Genomic DNA, 18,762 nt, shown 5'->3' with positions numbered 1-18,762 from the left:
ACGCCTTGAACTCACCGAAAAACTTCGTGATTGCTGCCGTCAGCGACGTCTTGCCGTGGTCAACGTGGCCAATCGTGCCGATGTTAACGTGCGGCTTCGTACGCTCAAACTTGCTCTTTGCCATTGAGGCTCTCCATCCTTATCCCTGCAAACGCAAGGGAATTCTGAAATTCAATTCAAACAGGGGGTTACCCCGGTCACTTCTGACCGGAGTACTTTGCCTGGATTTCCTGTGCGACGTTCGACGGAACCGGCGAATAGTGATCGAAGACCATCGAGTACTGGGCGCGACCTTGGCTCATGGAGCGCAGGTTATCCACGTACTTGAACATGTTGGCCAGCGGTACGTGCGCGTTGATGACAACGGCGATACCGCGGCTTTCCTGACCCTGGATCTGACCACGGCGGGAGTTCAGGTCACCGATCACGTCACCGACGTAATCTTCCGGCGTTACAACTTCGACCTTCATCATCGGCTCGAGCAGCTGTGCGCCAGCCTTCTTGGCAGCTTCACGGAAGCATGCACGAGAAGCGATTTCGAACGCCAGAACAGACGAGTCAACGTCGTGGAATGCACCGTCAACGAGGGTGGCCTTGACGCCGAGCATCGGGAAGCCAGCCAGCGGACCCGAAGACAGGACGCTTTCGATACCCTTCTGAACGCCGGGGATGTATTCCTTCGGAACAGCACCACCAACGATCTTGGATTCGAACTTGAAGTCTTCGCCGTCCGGGTTCGGTTCGAAGATGATCTTGACGCGCGCGAACTGACCGGTACCACCGGACTGCTTCTTGTGCGTGTAGTCTTCTTCGTGTGCCTTCGTGATGGTTTCACGGTAGGCAACCTGCGGAGCGCCAACGGTTGCTTCAACCTTGAACTCGCGACGCATACGGTCAACGATAATGTCCAGGTGAAGTTCGCCCATGCCAGCGATGATCGTCTGGCCGGATTCGGTGTCGGTCTTGACGCGGAAGGACGGGTCTTCAGCAGCCAGGCGGTTGAGCGCGAGGCCCATCTTTTCCTGGTCGCCCTTGGACTTCGGCTCGATCGCGATCTGGATAACCGGTTCCGGGAATTCCATGCGCTCGAGGATAACCGGCTTCAGCGGATCGCAGAGCGTGTCACCCGTCGTCGTTTCCTTCAGACCGGCCAGAGCAACGATGTCACCAGCAAAGGCTTCTTCGATGTCTTCACGGCTGTTGGAGTGCATCTGCAGCATACGGCCGACGCGCTCGCGCTTGTCCTTAACCGTGTTCATGACCGACGCGCCCTTTTCGAGCTTGCCGGAGTAGATGCGTGCGAAGGTCAGCGAACCAACGAAGGGGTCGTTCATGATCTTGAACGCAAGCATCGAAAGCGGCTCGTTGTCGTCGGCGTGACGCTCGATTTCAGCTTCCGTCTTGAAGTCGATGCCCTTGATCGCCGGAATATCGAGCGGCGACGGCAGGTAATCAACGACGGCGTCGAGCAGCGGCTGAACACCCTTGTTCTTGAATGCGGTACCGCAGAACATCGGATGGAACTTGACGTCGATCGTGCCACGGCGAACCAGCGCACGAATCTTGTCGTTGTCCGGCATTTCGCCGTTCAGATAGGCTTCCATCGCTTCTTCGTCGATCTCGACAACAGTCTCGATCAGCTTTTCGCGATATTCTTCAGCCTTGGCCTTCATATCTTCCGGGATCTCAACAACGTCCCACTGGGCGCCGAGAGATTCGTCGCGCCAGACCAGAGCGTTCATCTCGATCAGGTCGACAACGCCCTTGAACTCGGTCTCAGCGCCGATCGGCAGCTGCATGACAACAGCGGTGGCGCCAAGGCGGGTCTTGATCATTTCTACCGAGCGGTAGAAGTCAGCGCCGGTCTTGTCCATCTTGTTGCAGAAGATCATGCGCGGAACATGATACTTCTCAGCCTGGCGCCAGACGGTTTCGGTCTGCGGCTCAACGCCGGCATTGGCGTCGAGCAGAGCGATTGCACCGTCGAGAACGCGCAGCGAACGCTCAACTTCAATGGTGAAGTCAACGTGACCGGGGGTATCGATGATGTTGAAGCGGCGCATCTTGCCATCGCGACCCTTCCAGAAGGTCGTGGTGGCAGCGGACGTGATGGTGATACCACGTTCCTGCTCCTGCTCCATCCAGTCCATCGTGGCCGCGCCGTCATGGACTTCGCCGATCTTGTGCGACTTGCCGGTGTAGTAAAGGATACGCTCGGTGGTCGTCGTCTTGCCGGCGTCAATGTGCGCCATGATACCGAAATTACGGTAGTCTTCGATTTTATATTCGCGAGCCATAGGACTGCCTTTCGGATTTCGATCGGATCAGGATTACCAGCGGTAATGCGAGAAGGCGCGGTTCGCGTCAGCCATCTTGTGCGTGTCTTCACGCTTCTTGACAGCGGAACCGCGGTTGTTTGCGGCGTCCATCAGTTCACCAGAAAGGCGGTCAACCATCGTCGTCTCATTGCGCTTGCGTGCGGCAGCGATCAGCCAGCGGATCGCCAGCGCCTGACGGCGCTCGGGGCGAACATCGACCGGAACCTGATAGGTCGCGCCACCAACGCGGCGTGAACGGACTTCGACGTGCGGAGCAACGTTGTCCAGTGCCTGATGGAAGATCTGCAGGGGCTCCTGCTTGGCCTTCGCCTGAACGGCATCAAATGCACCGTAGACAATGTTTTCTGCGACCGACTTCTTGCCGTGCAGCATGATGGCATTCATGAACTTCGTGACAACCAGATCACCAAACTTCGGATCCGGGTTGATTTCGCGCTTTTCTGCTTTGTGACGTCTGGACATACGTTCCGTCTCTTTAAAACTGGACAGGGCGCCTTAACACGCGGAGGACCTCGCGCGGCGCCGGGATCTGGTGAATTACTTCGGACGCTTCGCGCCGTACTTGGAGCGACGCTGCTTACGGTTCTTGACACCCTGGGTATCGAGAACGCCGCGGATGATGTGGTAGCGAACACCCGGCAAGTCCTTGACGCGGCCGCCACGGATCATGACGACAGAGTGTTCCTGCAAGTTGTGGCCTTCACCCGGAATGTAGCCGATGACTTCGAAGCCATTGGTGAGGCGGATCTTGGCAACCTTACGCAGAGCCGAGTTCGGCTTCTTCGGGGTCGTCGTGTAAACGCGGGTGCAAACGCCGCGCTTCTGGGGGTTTTCCTGCAAAGCAGGAACCTTGTTGCGCTTTACCTGTGCCTGACGAGGCTTGCGGATCAGCTGGTTTACGGTAGGCATATACCCATCCCTTGCAAAATCTTGGTCGCGACCCTTGCGGGCCAAACTGTAGCCGTCTCCGGCCCCGACACACATCTCAACATGCACGAAACGTGGCCCGATCCGAAATTCCGGATGGACCACGAAAGGCAGAGGACGCATGTCTCATGCGTCTTGCGTGCGGCATACGTGTCTTCAACGTGCGTTTGGAACCGTGTTTGAGGCAAAGTGCGGAACGCGTCGTCCCGAACGGGCAAGCCTCACATCGCTTCCGATGCGGGGCGTTTACTGTTTAAACCCGGTTCAGTCAAGGGCCAGGCTCAAAATACTCCCTGCAACGCCTGCGGCGCAAGCATTTTGGACGGGAGAACAGTGCCAAATCGATGAATTGCTCTCTCAACACACTTTAACTTCTGGGCTTTCGCGTGCAAGTGTCTAAATCATATTGCATGACGCGGATCGCCGGATTCGGGCTGATCCTCCATAGGAGTTTTTTGAGAATGATCACCACGCCTGACAACGACAATAAGCTCGATTCGCCGATGGTGTTCATCATTCTCGGCAAGGGATACGAGTCGAAGGAATCGGAAGGCATCGAATTGCACATCCTTCTGACTGCGCCCGATGACGACACCGCTGTGCGCGAGGCGCTGAACGCCCTTTCCGAAGAAGGCTTCATCGAGGCCGACCTCGACCAGATCGGCGTTTTGACGGAAGAGCCGGTCGAAGAACCGCATGCCTCCGCCTATCAGGGTGCACTGGAAGGCGAAGTCTCCATTATCCGCTTTGGGTGATCGAGGTGCCGGGAGACGTTACCTCAGTTCGGAGCGCGAATGGTTACCGATCCGGCGATAAAAGCTGAGGCTCAAAAATATATTGCGAAAGCCAAAGCCATGGAAGCATGGCTTCTTAAGCAAGATCCTGATGCCGGGCCCGTATTAAGCGCTAGATTGGCGCTACGCTGCCTTCCTCTTATCGTGAATGAAATTCCAACGGGGGCGCTTGGACGTAAAGAACGACATAGAATTGTTATGACGTTCCGCTACGCAGCACTTGCGGGCTTGACCTTGAGCACGCAAGGGAAAGCTGTTTACGATATCTGCACAACCCTTAATACCGTCGCGTATCGTAGGATGAATGTTGTCGAAGCTTCGGTTCGGTCCGCGTCTCGGGCGGCTGCATGTGCATGCCGGTCGCACAGGCCCTTCGAGAACTCAGCCTATGAAGCGGGCCAAGCGTTGAGGTTCGCGTCCTTTATCTTCGAGGGTGAGGAACGCGAGAGGCCATGGACGGAAGCTGAGAGCGATCAGGCTTGGTTGCTTAGACGAAGCTGGTTTTTGACGCGTAGGAAAGCAAGCTCGTTGCTTGATGAGCCACTGTGGCTGGCAAAGGATAGAAACACTCCTCTTCCGGAACCGTATAAATCCGCTTGGGCATCATTGCGCGCAAGTCTGCTCGAAGACGATGATAGCTGGGGCGTCTGGGTTAATTGGTACGAAGATCGCGTCACGGGAACCAAATCCTCTTCTCAGGACGTCGAGTTTACGCGCGTATCCCTTATCCCGCCTGGAGAGCAAGCGTTCAGCGATCCGTCGCCGAATTCACAGCAGCTATGGAGAAGCCAGTTAGAAATGAACGAAAGCCTATTGCGGAACGACGCGCGCAAGGCAAATAGGCTGCTGGCAAAGATGGTTGGAACGACACCCTAGGTGCTCAGGTAACTGTCGTATCGGATTGGATTCTCCGTATACATAGGTCTCGTCGCGTTATCTGTCATAAATGCGAAAACCTTACCGGATAGCCATATACGGAGCTAATACCGGAGGTCATATGCGCAATCTTTTGGCACAGGGAGCACTGGGTATTGCCCTTGCTCTCTCGTTTTCGTTCCCGTCTCTCGCAGAGGACAAGGCAAAGCCTTTCACCGACGCCAAGGAGATCAATCTCCTCAATCTCCTCCCCCCGCCGCCGGCACCCGACTCAGCCAAGATGAAGGCCGAGCTTGGTGAGATCCTGACCATTCAGGTGACACGTACACCTGAAATGGAAGCCCGCGCCAAGGCCGATGTGGAGGAGAATGTCTGGCGCTTTGCGGATGTGGTCGCCAATCCGAAGTTCAGCAAGGAAAATCTGCCGAAGTTCTCGGCGTTCTTCGATCGCGTTGTCGTGAGCGAAGGTGCAGTTGTCGATCCGGCCAAGGATGTCTGGAAGCGCCCTCGCCCGCATCTCTACAGCGATCTGGTGAAGCCGGTCGTACCGCTCTCCAAGTCCGGCTCCTATCCGTCCGGTCACACGACCGTCGGCACGCTGATGGGCATCGTCCTCTCCAACATGCTGCCGGAAAAGCGCGATGCGATCATGAAGCGTGCCTGGGAATACGGCCAGAACCGCGTGGTCGGCGGAATTCACTATCCATCCGACATTGAGGTCGGCCGGATTTCCGGCACGGTCATCGCCCAGACCATCATGACGCATGAGGACTTCAAGACAGAGTTCGAGGCTGCCAAGGCGGAACTGCGTACGACGCTCGGCCTTTAATCGGCACGTCTTTAAGCAAGCCCTCCAAAAGCAAGAAGCCGCCCGGATCGCTCCGGGCGGCTTCTTCAATTCAATGGCAACCGATCTTACTCGGCCGCCGGAGCGTTTTCGCCGGCTAGGCTCTGCAGCATCGGCGTTGCGACGCTGGCACCCGTTCCCTTGCGGCGCTCTTCCAAGATCATGTCGTCGCGCGAGGTTGCGATACGACGGATCTGGGTCATGGTGCCGCCGGTACCGGCCGGGATCAGGCGGCCAACGATGACGTTTTCCTTGAGGCCCTGCAGCGTGTCCATCTTACCGGCGATGGCAGCTTCCGTGAGAACCTTTGTGGTTTCCTGGAAGGATGCAGCCGAGATGAAGGACGGCGTCTGCAGCGATGCCTTGGTGATACCCAGAAGGACGGGATCGCCATAGGCAGGCTTCTTGCCTTCTTCGACGAGACGCTCGTTGGCTTCGTCCAGTTCGATGCGGTCGACATTGTCGCCCACGATGTACTGGCTGTCGCCGGAGTCCGTGATCTCAACCTTCTGCAGCATCTGGCGAACGATCACCTCGATGTGCTTGTCGTTGATGACAACGCCCTGCAGACGATAGACTTCCTGGATTTCGTTCACGAGGTAGGAAGCGAGTGCTTCCACGCCCTTGATCGCCAGAATGTCGTGCGGAGCCGGGTTACCGTCGAGGATGTAATCACCCTTTTCGATGTAGTCGCCATCCTGAAGATGGAAGGGCTTGCCCTTCGGGATCAGGTATTCGACCGGCTCGATACCGTCTTCCGCCGGCTCGATGATGACGCGACGCTTGTTCTTATAGTCGCGGCCGAGGCGGATCGTACCATCGATCTCAGCGATGATGGCGTGGTCCTTCGGACGACGTGCTTCGAACAGTTCGGCAACGCGCGGCAGACCACCGGTGATGTCCTTGGTCTTGGCGCTTTCCATCGGCGAACGAGCAAGCACGTCACCTTGGCTGACCTTGGTACCCGGCTCGACCGACAGGATCGCATCGACCGAGAGGTTGAAGCGGGCTTCGCCACCACGGGACAGCTTCAGGACATTGCCGGAAGCATCCTTGATCACGATGGCCGGCTTCAGGTCCGAGCCACGCGGCGTCGAACGCCAGTCGATAACCTGACGCTTCGTGATACCGGTGGATTCGTCGGTCGATTCCGAAACCGAGAGACCGTCGACCACGTCTTCGAAGTGAACGATACCGGCCACTTCCGTCATCATCGGACGGGTGTACGGATCCCACTCGGCCAGACGCTGACCGCGCTTGACCTTGTCGCCATCGTCCACGAAAACCTTCGAACCATAGGCAACGCGCTGCGAAGAACGCTCAACGCCACGCTCGTCCAGGATCGTTACCGCCATGTTGCGGCCCATGGCGACGAGAACGCCGTCGGAGTTGCGCAGCATGTTGCGGTTCTTGATCAGGATCGTACCTTCATACGACGCTTCCAGGAACGACTGGTCAACCACGTTCGCCGTACCACCCAAGTGGAACGTACGCATGGTCAGCTGGGTACCCGGTTCACCGATGGACTGTGCGGCGATAACGCCGACAGCTTCACCCATATTCACAGGCGTACCGCGCGCAAGGTCACGACCGTAGCAGACCGAGCACACGCCCGTCTGAACTTCGCAGGTCAGTGCCGAACGGATGCGGATCGACTGGATACCAGCCTTTTCGATCTCGATGACATCGGGCTCCAGGATCATCTTGCCAGCGTCGACAATACGCTCGCCCGTGACCGGATGATCGATATCGTCAAGCGCTGTACGGCCGAGAACGCGGGCACCGATGGAGGCAACGACCTGACCGGCATCGACGATCGCCGTCATGGTGAGGCCCTTGTCGGTGCCGCAATCCACGAGGTTGACGATGCAGTCCTGCGCTACGTCAACCAGACGACGCGTCAGGTAACCGGAGTTCGCTGTCTTCAGAGCCGTGTCGGCCAGACCCTTACGGGCACCGTGGGTCGAGTTGAAGTACTCGTTAACGGTGAGGCCTTCCTTGAAGTTCGAAATGATCGGTGTTTCGATGATTTCGCCCGACGGCTTTGCCATGAGGCCGCGCATGCCACCCAGCTGACGCATCTGGTTCGGAGAACCACGAGCACCCGAGTGCGACATCATGTAGATGGCGTTCATCGGCTTCTGGCGATTGGTTTCCGGATCGAACTCGACGGCCTTAATGCGGGCCATCATGTCTTCCGCAACCTTTTCCGTTGCCTTGCCCCAGGCGTCAACGACCTTGTTGTACTTCTCACCCTGGGTGATCAGACCGTCGTTGTACTGCTGTTCGTATTCCTTCACCAGGGCTTCGGTATCGCCAACGATCTTCGCCTTGGTTTCCGGAATGATCATGTCGTCCTTGCCGAACGAAATGCCGGCGCGGCAGGCATGCGTGAAGCCGAGCTGCATGATGCGGTCACAGAAGATGACCGTGTCCTTCTGACCGCAGTGACGGTAGACCGTGTCGATCATCTTGGAGATGTTCTTCTTGGTCATTTCCTGGTTGCAGATGTCGAAAAGCACCTTGCCGTTCTTCGGCAGGAGTTCACCGATGATCATGCGACCCGGGGTCGTCTCATAGATCTTGGAATAGGGCTTGCCATCCTCGTCGACCGACTTGAAGCGGCCGCGGATCTTGGCATGCAGCGTCACGACCTTGTTTTCCAGAGCGTGGTGCAGTTCACCCATGTCGGAGAAGACCATGCCTTCGCCCGGCTCGTTCTGGTTCATGATCGATAGATAGTACAGGCCGAGAACCATGTCCTGCGAAGGAACGATGATCGGCGCGCCGTTGGCCGGGTGCAGAATGTTGTTGGTCGACATCATCAGCACGCGGGCTTCCAGCTGGGCTTCCAGCGAAAGCGGCACGTGAACAGCCATTTGGTCGCCGTCGAAGTCGGCGTTGAAGGCCGTGCAGACGAGCGGGTGCAGCTGGATGGCCTTGCCTTCGACCAGAATCGGTTCGAAGGCCTGGATACCCAGGCGGTGCAGCGTCGGTGCGCGATTCAGGAGTACCGGATGCTCGCGGATGACCTCGTCGAGGATATCCCAGACTTCCGGCTTTTCCTTTTCAACCAGCTTCTTGGCCTGCTTGACGGTCGAGGAGTAACCCTTGGCGTCGAGGCGGGCGTAGATGAACGGCTTGAAGAGTTCGAGCGCCATCTTCTTCGGCAGGCCGCACTGGTGCAGCTTCAGTTCCGGACCGGTCACGATGACCGAACGGCCGGAATAGTCGACGCGCTTGCCGAGCAGGTTCTGACGGAAGCGGCCCTGCTTACCCTTCAGCATGTCGGAGAGCGACTTCAGCGGACGCTTATTGGCGCCGGTGATGACGCGGCCACGGCGGCCGTTATCGAACAGCGCGTCCACAGATTCCTGCAGCATGCGCTTTTCGTTGCGGATGATGATGCCCGGCGCGCGCAGTTCGATCAGGCGCTTCAGACGGTTGTTACGGTTGATGACGCGGCGATAGAGATCGTTCAGGTCGGACGTCGCGAAACGGCCGCCGTCGAGCGGCACCAGCGGACGCAGGTCCGGCGGGATGACCGGAACGACCTTCATGATCATCCACTCCGGACGGTTGCCGGACTCAATGAAGTTCTCGACGATCTTCAGGCGCTTCATCAGCTTCTTCTGCTTCAGGTCCGACGTGGTGTCGGCCAGATCAGAACGCAGGTCGCCCGCCAGCTTCTCGAGGTTCATCGAGGCCAGCATTTCGTAGATGGCTTCAGCACCGATCATCGCGGTGAACTGGTCTTCGCCGTACTCGTCGATCGCCAGCATATACTCTTCTTCGGTGAGCAGCTGGTTTTCCTTGAGCGCGGTCAGACCCGGCTCCGTGACGATGTAGTGTTCGAAGTACAGAACGCGCTCGACATCCTTCAGCGTCATGTCGAGCAGCGTCGAGATGCGCGACGGAAGCGACTTCAGGAACCAGATGTGGGCAACGGGTGCTGCCAGCTCGATATGGCCCATGCGCTCACGGCGAACGCGCGACAGCGTGACTTCGACGCCGCACTTTTCGCAGATGATGCCCTTGTACTTCATGCGCTTGTACTTGCCGCACAGGCACTCGTAGTCCTTGATCGGCCCGAAAATGCGCGCGCAGAACAGACCGTCGCGTTCCGGCTTGAACGTGCGGTAGTTGATGGTCTCCGGCTTTTTGATTTCGCCGTAGGACCAGGAGAGAATCTTCTCAGGCGACGCGATCGAGATGCGGATCGAGTCGAAGTGCTGCGCCGGCACCTGCGGGTTGAAAAGATTCATGACCTCTTGGTTCATGCCTGTCTCCTTGTGGGGCCTTAAGCCCTCGGCTTGCAAGCGCGCCGTCCTCAATACCCGGGTCGGACAGCCGCTGCCTAAAACGTCTATAGCCGCGAAATGCGGCGAAATTCCCCTGCCCGGCTTGAACTCGCCTGAGGGGACGGCGCGCAGCCTTTTTTGAGACCGCGCGCCCCGTTTTTCAATTACTCAGCTGCATCAGGCAGCTGGCCACCTTCTTCAGGCACGAGCTTCGAGTTCTCTAGTTCGACCGAGAGACCCAGAGAGCGCATTTCCTTGACGAGAACGTTGAACGATTCCGGAATACCGGCTTCGAACGTATCATCGCCACGGACAATGGCTTCATAGACCTTGGTACGACCGGCCACGTCGTCCGACTTCACCGTCAGCATTTCCTGCAGGGTGTAGGCGGCGCCGTAAGCTTCCAGAGCCCAGACTTCCATTTCCCCGAAGCGCTGACCGCCGAACTGTGCCTTACCACCCAGCGGCTGCTGCGTGACGAGCGAGTACGGACCGATCGAACGCGCGTGGATCTTGTCGTCGACCAGGTGGTTCAGCTTGATCATGTACATGTAGCCAACCGTGACCTTACGGTCGAAGGCTTCACCGGTACGGCCGTCATAGAGAACGGACTGACCGGATTCATGCAGACCAGCCTTCTTCAGCATGGCGGCAACGTCAGGCTCATGGGCACCGTCGAAAACCGGCGTCGCGATCGACACGCCTCGCTTGGCTTCCTCGGCGAGGCGAACCAGCGACTCATCGTCGAACTTGGCCACTTCGTCGTTGGATTCCGAAGCGTAGACATCCGTCAGCTCGCGCTTCAGGTCGGTGATGTCCATCGTCTTGCGATAGGCGTCGAGCATCTCGCCGATCTTCTTGCCCATGCCGGCGCAAGCCCAGGCCAGATGGGTTTCGAGGATCTGGCCGACGTTCATGCGCGAAGGCACGCCCAGCGGGTTCAAGCAGATGTCGACATGCGTACCATCTTCCAGGAACGGCATGTCTTCGATCGGCACGATACGGGACACGACGCCCTTGTTACCGTGACGGCCGGCCATCTTGTCGCCTGGCTGGATCTTGCGCTTCACAGCGACGAAGACTTTGACCATCTTCATGACGCCCGGAGGCATTTCATCGCCGCGCTGGACCTTCTCGACCTTGTCCATGAAGCGCTGTTCAAGGCGCGACTTGGATTCGTCGTACTGGCCACGTAGGGCTTCGATTTCGCCTTGGACCTTTTCGTCCTCAACGGCAAACATCCACCACTGCGAACGCGGATATTCGGAAACAACCGCGTTAGACAGTTCGACGCCCTTCTTGAAGCCCTTCGGGCCGGCAACCGAGATCTGGCCACGGAGCATGTCGACCAGACGACCATACACGTTACGGTCCAGGATCGCCTGTTCGTCGTCACGGTCCTTGGCGAGACGTTCGATCTCTTCGCGCTCGATTGCCATGGCGCGTTCGTCCTTTTCAACGCCGTGGCGGTTGAAAACGCGAACTTCGACGACCGTACCGAAGGTACCGGGCGGCATGCGCATCGAGGTGTCGCGAACGTCGGACGCCTTTTCACCGAAGATGGCGCGCAGAAGCTTTTCTTCCGGCGTCATCGGGCTTTCGCCCTTCGGCGTGATCTTGCCGACCAGGATGTCACCCGGCTGCACTTCCGCACCGATGTAGACGATACCGGCTTCGTCGAGGTTCTTCAGCGCTTCTTCCGAAACGTTCGGAATGTCGCGCGTGATTTCTTCCGGACCAAGCTTGGTGTCGCGTGCCATGACTTCGAACTCCTCGATATGGATCGAGGTGAAGACGTCTTCGGCAACGATACGCTCCGACATGAGGATCGAGTCCTCATAGTTGTAGCCGTTCCACGGCATGAACGCGACGAGCGCGTTGCGGCCGAGCGCCAGGTCACCGAGGTCGGTCGAGGGACCGTCAGCGATGATGTCACCCTTGGCGATGATATCGCCAACTGTCACCAGCGGGCGCTGGTTGACGCAGGTGTTCTGGTTGGAGCGCTGGAACTTCTGCAGGCGGTATATATCGACGCCGGACTTGGAGGCATCGAGGTCTTCAGTTGCGCGGATAACGATACGCGTCGCATCCACCTGGTCGACCACGCCGCCACGGCGGGCTGCGATGGCAGCGCCGGAGTCACGGGCAACGATCGGTTCCATGCCAGTACCGACGAACGGCGCTTCAGCGCGAACGAGCGGAACGGCCTGACGCTGCATGTTCGAGCCCATGAGAGCGCGGTTGGCGTCGTCGTTTTCCAAGAACGGGATGAGAGCCGCAGCGACCGAAACGAGCTGCTTCGGCGAAACGTCCATCAGGTTGATGTTGTCACGCGGAGCGAGCATCACTTCGCCCGAATGACGGCAGACGACGAACTCTTCCGAGAACGAACCATCGTTGTTCAGCGGTGCGTTGGCCTGTGCGACGTAATACTTCGCCTCTTCCATGGCGGAGAGGTAGATCACGTCGTTGGTGACCTTGCCGTCCACGATCTTGCGGTACGGGCTTTCAATGAAGCCGTACTTGTTGACGCGGGCGAAGGTTGCGAGCGAGTTGATCAGACCGATGTTCGGGCCTTCCGGCGTCTCGATCGGGCAGATACGGCCATAGTGCGTCGGGTGAACGTCGCGGACTTCGAAGCCTGCGCGCTCGCGGGTCAGACCACCCGGGCCAAGAGCCGAAAGACGGCGCTTGTGGGTGATTTCCGAAAGCGGGTTCACCTGGTCCATGAACTGCGACAGCTGCGAAGAGCCGAAGAATTCACGAACGGCAGCGGCAGCCGGCTTGGCGTTGATGAGATCCTGCGGCATGACCGTGTCGATTTCGATCGACGACATACGCTCCTTGATGGCGCGTTCCATGCGCAGAAGACCCAGACGATACTGGTTCTCCATCAACTCGCCGACAGAACGAACGCGGCGGTTGCCGAGGTTGTCGATGTCGTCGATTTCGCCCTTACCGTCACGCAGTTCGACCAGCATCTTGACCACGGCCAGGATGTCGTCCTTGCGCAGCGTGCGAACGGTATCCGGGCAATCCAGATCGAGGCGCATGTTCATCTTCACGCGACCAACGGCGGAGAGGTCATAACGCTCCGCATCGAAGAACAGCGAGTTGAACATGGCTTCCGCAGATTCCATGGTTGGCGGTTCACCCGGACGCATGACGCGGTAGATGTCGAACAGAGCGTCCTGACGGTTCTCGTTCTTGTCTGCCGACAGCGTGTTGCGGATGTAGGCACCCACGTTGATGTGGTCGATGCCGAGAACCGGAATCTCGTCAAAGCCGGCATCCAGGATGACCTGAAGCGTCTTCTCGTCGATTTCGTCGCCGGCTTCCAGATAGATTTCACCGGTCTGGAAGTTGACGATGTCTTCGGCAAGATAGTTGCCGTAAAGGTCGTCATTGGTGGCCTTGAGAGCCTTCAGACCCTTCTCGGTCAGCTGACGCAGCAGACGCGGGGTCAGCTTCTTGCCACCTTCGACAACAACTTCACCGGTGTCGGCGTCGATCATGTCGGTAATGGTCTTCGCGCCCTTCAGCGTTTCCGGCAGGAAGGGAATACGCCAGCCCTGGCCGTCACGGACATAGTTCGACTTGGTGTAGAAGGTCGACAGAATGTCTTCGCCGTCCATGCCAAGCGCCATCAGCAGCGAGGTCACAGGGATCTTGCGGCGACGGTCGATACGCGCATAAACGATGTCCTTGGCGTCGAATTCGATATCGAGCCAGGAACCGCGATAGGGGATGACGCGTGCGGCGAACAAGAGCTTGCCGGAAGAGTGGCTCTTGCCCTTGTCATGGTCGAAGAACACGCCTGGCGAACGGTGCATCTGGGACACGATAACGCGCTCGGTGCCGTTCACGATGAACGTACCGTTGTCGGTCATCAGCGGCATGTCGCCCATGTAAACGGACTGTTCCTTAATGTCCTTGATGGACTTGGAACCTGTATCCTCGTCGATATCGAACACGATCAGGCGCAGCGTGACCTTCAGCGGTGCTGCGTAGGTCAGATCGCGCTGGCGGCACTCTTCCACGTCGAACTTCGGCGGCTCGAATTCGTAGGATACGAATTCCAGCATGGAGGCGCCGGAAAAATCGGTGATGGGGAACACAGACCGGAAAACGGCATTAAGCCCCTCATCGGGGCGGCCGCCTTCTGGCTCTTCAACCATCAGGAACTGATCGTAAGATGCCTTCTGAACCTCGATGAGGTTTGGCATCTCTGTAACTTCTGGGATTTTTCCGAAAAACTTGCGTACGCGCCTGCGACCGTTGTACGAAAGGGTCTGAGCCATCGTCGCTCCTTCAAAAATTGCATCCGGGCCTGCAACGGACGGGTTTCGCTGGCCAGTCGACCCCGTCAATCATGGGTGGTTCAATCTCGTTCCGCCTTTCACGCGCCGGCCGGATTGCCGAAATCGCCCGATCGGGGAACCATCCTCTTGAAGAACCCATTACCCAAAAGCCGTTTCACCGGCTTTTGGGTAATCAGTTCAGACAACCAAACAATGGGAAAGGGCAAATGTGCCCTCTCCCACCGATAGTCAATATTACTTGACGTCGACCTTAGCGCCGGCTTCTTCAAGCTTCTTCTTGAGGTCAGCGGCTTCGCCCTTGGAAACGCCTTCCTTGACCGGCTTCGGAGCGCCTTCAACCAGGTCCTTGGCTTCCTTAAGGCCAAGACCGGTGATGGCACGAACTTCCTTGATGACGTTGATCTTGTTAGCGCCAGCGTCCGTCAGGATGACGTCGAATTCGGTCTTTTCTTCTTCAGCCGGAGCAGCAGCAGCGCCACCGCCAACAGCAGCAACAGCTACCGGAGCAGCTGCAGAAACGCCCCACTTCTCTTCGAGCAGCTTGGAAAGCTCAGCAGCTTCCAGAACGGTCAGAGCGGAGAGGTCTTCAACGATCTTTGCGAGATCAGCCATTTTCTTAGTTCCTTATGTTCAGTTCGAACGAGTTAGTTTGATACAGCGTGAAAAACCGCCTTAAGCGGCTTCGTCCTTCTTGGCATAGGCCGCGAAAACGCGCGCCAGCTGAGCAGCCGGTGCCTGTACAACGCCTGCGATGCGGGTTGCCGGGGTCTGAATCATACCCAGCAGCTTTGCACGCAGTTCGTCCAGCGAAGGCAGGGTCGCAAGCGACTTGACTGCTTCAGCGTTCAGCGTGGTCGCACCCATGGCACCACCGAGAACAACGAGCTTGTCGTTGGTCTTGGCGAAATCCATGACGACCTTAGGAGCCGTGATCGGGTCATTGCTGTAAGCAATCAGCGTCTGACCCTTGAAGAGATCGATCATCCCTTCCGACTCGGTGCCCTGAAGAGCGATCTTGGCCAGACGGTTCTTCGCGACTTTGACGCTACCGCCAGCAGCACGCATCTTCGAACGGAAGTCGTTCATCTGCGCAACTGTGACGCCAGCATAGTGGGCCACGACAACCGAACCAGAAGCCTTGAAGACTTCGTTCAGCTCCGTGACAAATTCGCGTTTTTCCGCTCTTTCCACTGTCTGTCTCCAGTAGGCAGGACCGGTATGAAACCAAGCCCTGCCGGGTTGCCTTTTGCCCCACGGGATCTTTCACTCAAGATCCCGAGCGACGCTCGAGGATCCTGTCCCCTTGCACTGCGAGCCGGAGCTCATAGGGCGAAGGCACAACCAGGTTCGAACCAAAACTTCGGAGGCGTCGCCGACGCGTCCATTGAAATTCGGTCTTACCCGTCTCATGCAGGTCAAACGATTAAGGTCGAAACCACCCACAATCTCGGACAGGAGTTCCGGGTTTCCCCGGATATCCCGGCCCCGAAGGGCCGAGAATCTATGTTCCGCGAGGCTTTTGCCTCACGAGGAAAACTTAAGCAAGAACCGTCGACGGCTCGATGCGAACGCCCGGACCCATGGTCGAGGAGAGCGCAACGCGCTTGACGTAGTTGCCCTTGGCGCCAGCCGGCTTTGCCTTGACGACTGCATCGGCAAACGCCTTGATGTTCTCTTCCAGAGCCTTGGCGTCGAAGGAAGCCTTGCCGATACCGGCATGGATGATACCAGCCTTCTCGACGCGGAACTCGACAGCACCGCCCTTGGAAGCCTTCACCGCACCGGCAACGTCCATGGTGACCGTACCGACCTTCGGGTTCGGCATCATGCCACGCGGGCCGAGAACCTTACCAAGACGACCGACGAGCGGCATCATGTCCGGAGTCGCGATAACGCGGTCGAAATCGATCTTGCCGCCCTGAACCGTTTCCAGCAGGTCTTCTGCACCGACGATGTCTGCACCGGCAGCCTTGGCTTCGTCAGCCTTGGCACCACGAGCAAAGACAGCAACGCGAACGTCGCGACCCGTGCCGTTCGGCAGGTTCACAACGCCACGAACCATCTGGTCGGCATGACGCGGGTCAACGCCGAGGTTCATCGCGATTTCGATGGTTTCATCGAACTTGGCAACAGCACGTTCCTTGACGAGCGAGATTGCGTCGTTAAGAGCAACCAACTTCGTCGGATCGATACCTTCGCGGATCTTCTGAATACGCTTTGCAACCTTAGCCATGATCAAGCCACCACTTCCAGGCCCATGGAGCGAGCAGAGCCCTCAACCATCAGCATTGCGCCTTCGACGTCAGCCGCGTTCAGGTCCTTCATCTTGGCTTCTGCGATCGCGCGGACCTGAGCCTTGGTGATGGTACCAACCTTGGCGCCCTTGCCAGGCGTCTTGGAACCGGACTGGATCTTTGCTTCCTTCTTCAGCCAATAGGTCATCGGCGGCTGCTTCATTGCGAAGGTGAAGGACTTGTCCTGGTAATAGGTGATGACGACCGGGATCGGCATACCCTTTTCCATTTCCTGCGTGGCGGCATTGAACGCCTTGCAGAATTCCATGATGTTAATGCCACGCTGACCAAGTGCGGGGCCAATCGGCGGGGACGGGTTAGCGGACCCTGCCTTGACCTGCAGCTTGAGCTGGCCTGCAACTTTCTTAGCCATTTCTCTCTGCCTTTCTACTGCGGACCGGTTACCCGGCCCATTGCCGGAAAATCCGGCGGCTGCGGTTGCGTGGTGCGTCTGAGTGACCCGGCTTCAGGTCATCATCCTCCCACGCGGAAACGGGACCTAAGCGATCCCGCTTGTCGATCAGACCTTCTCGACCTGACCGTATTCAAGCTCGACCGGCGTCGCACGGCCGAAGATCGAAACTTCGACCTTGAGGCGCGAGCGCTCTTCGTCGACATCCTGCACAACGCCATTGAACGAAGCGAACGGACCGTCAGAGACGCGAACCTGCTCCCCTATCTCGAAAGAGATCGACGACTTCGGACGTTCGACACCCTCCTGGACCTGACCCAGGATGCGATCGGCTTCATAATCCGGAATCGGAACCGGCTTATTATCGGAGCCGAGGAACCCAGTCACCTTCGGCGTGTTCTTTATCAGGTGATAGGCCTCATCGGTCAGATTGGCACGAACAAGCACGTAGCCCGGAAAGAACTTGCGCTCAGAATCGACCTTGCGACCGCGACGAACCTCAACAACCTTTTCGGTCGGAACAAGGATCTTTTCGAACAGGTGCTCAAGCCCCTTCTGGCGAGCCTTGTTCTCGATGTCCTCAGCGACCTTCTTTTCAAAATTCGAATACGCGTGGACGATATACCAACGTGCCGCCATTTTCGTCCCCAATAGCTTAGATGCTGACGTTCAGCACGAGGCGGATAAGCCAGCCGATCAGCTGGTCCGCAGCAAAGAAAAACAGAGCCGACACAACCACCATTACAAGCACCATGGCCGTGGAGATCGTCGTCTCACGACGAGAGGGCCAAACGACCTTTGCCGTCTCAGCGCGAACCTGCTGCAGAAACGCGAATGGATTGGTTTTGGATGCCATGACTGCCCACGCAATTACGGCGCGTAAAGCTGAAATCGCTCAGCCCCACGCACCGCGTGTCTGTTTGTACCCTACATAAACGCCAGCCTCCCCTTTCGCAAGAGGAAAACCGGAAATTATGCATTTATCCGATACGGGATCGGCCCCAAGCCTCACGAAGCGATCAAACCCATCATCTTGAGAAAATGGCAGGGGCAGAGGGGCTCGAACCCCCGACCTGCGGTTTTGGAGACCGCCGCTCTACCAACTGAGCTATACCCCTTTGATCTTCCACGACTCTGAGCAACCTGCTCCGTTCGAGGCTTGGCGCACCCTTTAAGGTGCCTTTGAGGTATTGGCAAGCACCTTTTTTGAAATTTTGATGAATGCCACAGTTGCTTTTCCACAGCAGATGCTTAACGGGTCCCTCCCCGCCGCTTACCGCCCACCGGACAGCTCCTCCGCAAGGCGGGAGCGCTAACCTATGTGTCGCTTCGCCGACTAACCCACCAATACAAAAGCCCCGCCGTTGCTGGCGGGGCTTTCCAATTTCCCTTTCGGGAGATCAATTACTCGATGATCGAGGCAACGATACTGTCGCCGCGTACAAAGCGCGCTTGCGCGACTTTGTACCATCATCGTAACGTCGGCAGCTTTCGGCTCGTCGCCTAATGCTGCCGAGATCGAAATTACTCGATGATCGAAGCGACGATGCCGGCGCCGACGGTACGGCCGCCTTCGCGGATCGCGAAGCGCAGCTTTTCTTCCATCGCGATCGGAACGATCAGCTCAACCTGAACCGTCACGTTGTCGCC

General features: G+C 57.8%; 16 protein-coding genes and 1 tRNA gene. 3 read left to right on the top strand and 14 right to left on the bottom strand.

Annotated features, from left to right (window positions below; translation table 11 throughout):
* The 4 genes from Q2T52_RS26540 to rpsL all read right to left on the bottom strand — a co-directional run.
* Positions 1-124 (bottom strand): GTP-binding protein (locus Q2T52_RS26540; RefSeq protein ID WP_247644297.1); only part of this gene is annotated, 124 nt, incomplete at its 3' end.
* A 73-nt stretch (positions 125-197) separates the two neighbouring features.
* Positions 198-2,297: an elongation factor G gene (gene fusA / locus Q2T52_RS26535; RefSeq protein WP_302079922.1), complete on the bottom strand. Its 2,100-nt coding sequence runs from the start codon at positions 2,295-2,297 to the stop codon at positions 198-200.
* A 33-nt stretch (positions 2,298-2,330) separates the two neighbouring features.
* Entirely contained in the window at positions 2,331-2,801 is a 471-nt protein-coding gene (gene rpsG, locus Q2T52_RS26530) for a 30S ribosomal protein S7 (protein WP_302079921.1), read from the bottom strand.
* Between the two features lie 75 nt (positions 2,802-2,876).
* Positions 2,877-3,248 (bottom strand): 30S ribosomal protein S12, encoded by a 372-nt coding sequence (rpsL, locus tag Q2T52_RS26525; RefSeq protein WP_003507760.1) that lies wholly within the window; start codon positions 3,246-3,248, stop codon positions 2,877-2,879.
* Between the two features lie 479 nt (positions 3,249-3,727).
* Here rpsL and Q2T52_RS26520 point away from each other — a divergent pair, with 479 nt between their 5' ends.
* From Q2T52_RS26520 to Q2T52_RS26510, 3 genes are all read left to right on the top strand, one after another.
* Complete coding sequence (locus Q2T52_RS26520; RefSeq protein ID WP_302079920.1) at positions 3,728-4,021, top strand: transcriptional regulator; 294 nt, start codon at positions 3,728-3,730, stop codon at positions 4,019-4,021.
* Positions 4,022-4,060: 39 nt separating this feature from the next.
* Positions 4,061-4,936, top strand: coding sequence for a hypothetical protein (locus Q2T52_RS26515; RefSeq protein ID WP_302079919.1), 876 nt, complete (start codon positions 4,061-4,063; stop codon positions 4,934-4,936).
* Between the two features lie 121 nt (positions 4,937-5,057).
* A complete protein-coding gene (locus tag Q2T52_RS26510; RefSeq protein WP_302079918.1) occupies positions 5,058-5,765 on the top strand; it encodes an acid phosphatase in 708 nt (235 codons plus the stop codon).
* Positions 5,766-5,851: 86 nt separating this feature from the next.
* On the opposite strand, the gene rpoC is transcribed toward Q2T52_RS26510, so the two are convergent.
* From rpoC to Q2T52_RS26460, 10 genes are all read right to left on the bottom strand, one after another.
* A complete protein-coding gene (gene rpoC, locus Q2T52_RS26505) occupies positions 5,852-10,063 on the bottom strand; it encodes a DNA-directed RNA polymerase subunit beta' (protein WP_302079917.1) in 4,212 nt (1,403 codons plus the stop codon).
* A 185-nt stretch (positions 10,064-10,248) separates the two neighbouring features.
* Positions 10,249-14,385 carry a DNA-directed RNA polymerase subunit beta gene (gene rpoB / locus Q2T52_RS26500; RefSeq protein ID WP_302079916.1) on the bottom strand — a complete coding sequence of 1,379 codons (4,137 nt, stop codon included), beginning with the start codon at positions 14,383-14,385 and terminating at the stop codon, positions 10,249-10,251.
* A gap of 255 nt (positions 14,386-14,640) precedes the next feature.
* Positions 14,641-15,018, bottom strand: a complete 378-nt coding sequence (gene rplL, locus Q2T52_RS26495) for a 50S ribosomal protein L7/L12 (protein ID WP_302079915.1) — start codon at positions 15,016-15,018, stop codon at positions 14,641-14,643.
* A 60-nt stretch (positions 15,019-15,078) separates the two neighbouring features.
* Positions 15,079-15,597: a 50S ribosomal protein L10 gene (rplJ, locus tag Q2T52_RS26490; RefSeq protein ID WP_302079914.1), complete on the bottom strand. Its 519-nt coding sequence runs from the start codon at positions 15,595-15,597 to the stop codon at positions 15,079-15,081.
* A 346-nt stretch (positions 15,598-15,943) separates the two neighbouring features.
* Positions 15,944-16,639 (bottom strand): 50S ribosomal protein L1, encoded by a 696-nt coding sequence (gene rplA, locus Q2T52_RS26485; protein ID WP_302079913.1) that lies wholly within the window; start codon positions 16,637-16,639, stop codon positions 15,944-15,946.
* A gap of 2 nt (positions 16,640-16,641) precedes the next feature.
* Entirely contained in the window at positions 16,642-17,073 is a 432-nt protein-coding gene (gene rplK / locus Q2T52_RS26480; RefSeq protein WP_302079912.1) for a 50S ribosomal protein L11, read from the bottom strand.
* Positions 17,074-17,220: 147 nt separating this feature from the next.
* Positions 17,221-17,751, bottom strand: coding sequence for a transcription termination/antitermination protein NusG (gene nusG / locus Q2T52_RS26475; RefSeq protein ID WP_302079911.1), 531 nt, complete (start codon positions 17,749-17,751; stop codon positions 17,221-17,223).
* Between the two features lie 16 nt (positions 17,752-17,767).
* Positions 17,768-17,968, bottom strand: a complete 201-nt coding sequence (gene secE / locus Q2T52_RS26470; protein WP_302079910.1) for a preprotein translocase subunit SecE — start codon at positions 17,966-17,968, stop codon at positions 17,768-17,770.
* 186 nt (positions 17,969-18,154) lie between these two features.
* Positions 18,155-18,230, bottom strand: a tRNA-Trp gene (locus tag Q2T52_RS26465).
* Positions 18,231-18,636: 406 nt separating this feature from the next.
* A partial coding sequence (locus Q2T52_RS26460) for an EF-Tu C-terminal domain-related protein (RefSeq protein ID WP_456061821.1) occupies positions 18,637-18,762 on the bottom strand: 126 nt, incomplete at its 5' end.

The organism is Rhizobium oryzicola (assembly GCF_030504645.1).
Lineage (GTDB): Bacteria > Pseudomonadota > Alphaproteobacteria > Rhizobiales > Rhizobiaceae > Neorhizobium > Neorhizobium oryzicola.
This window is presented reverse-complemented; position numbering and strand designations above follow the sequence as displayed.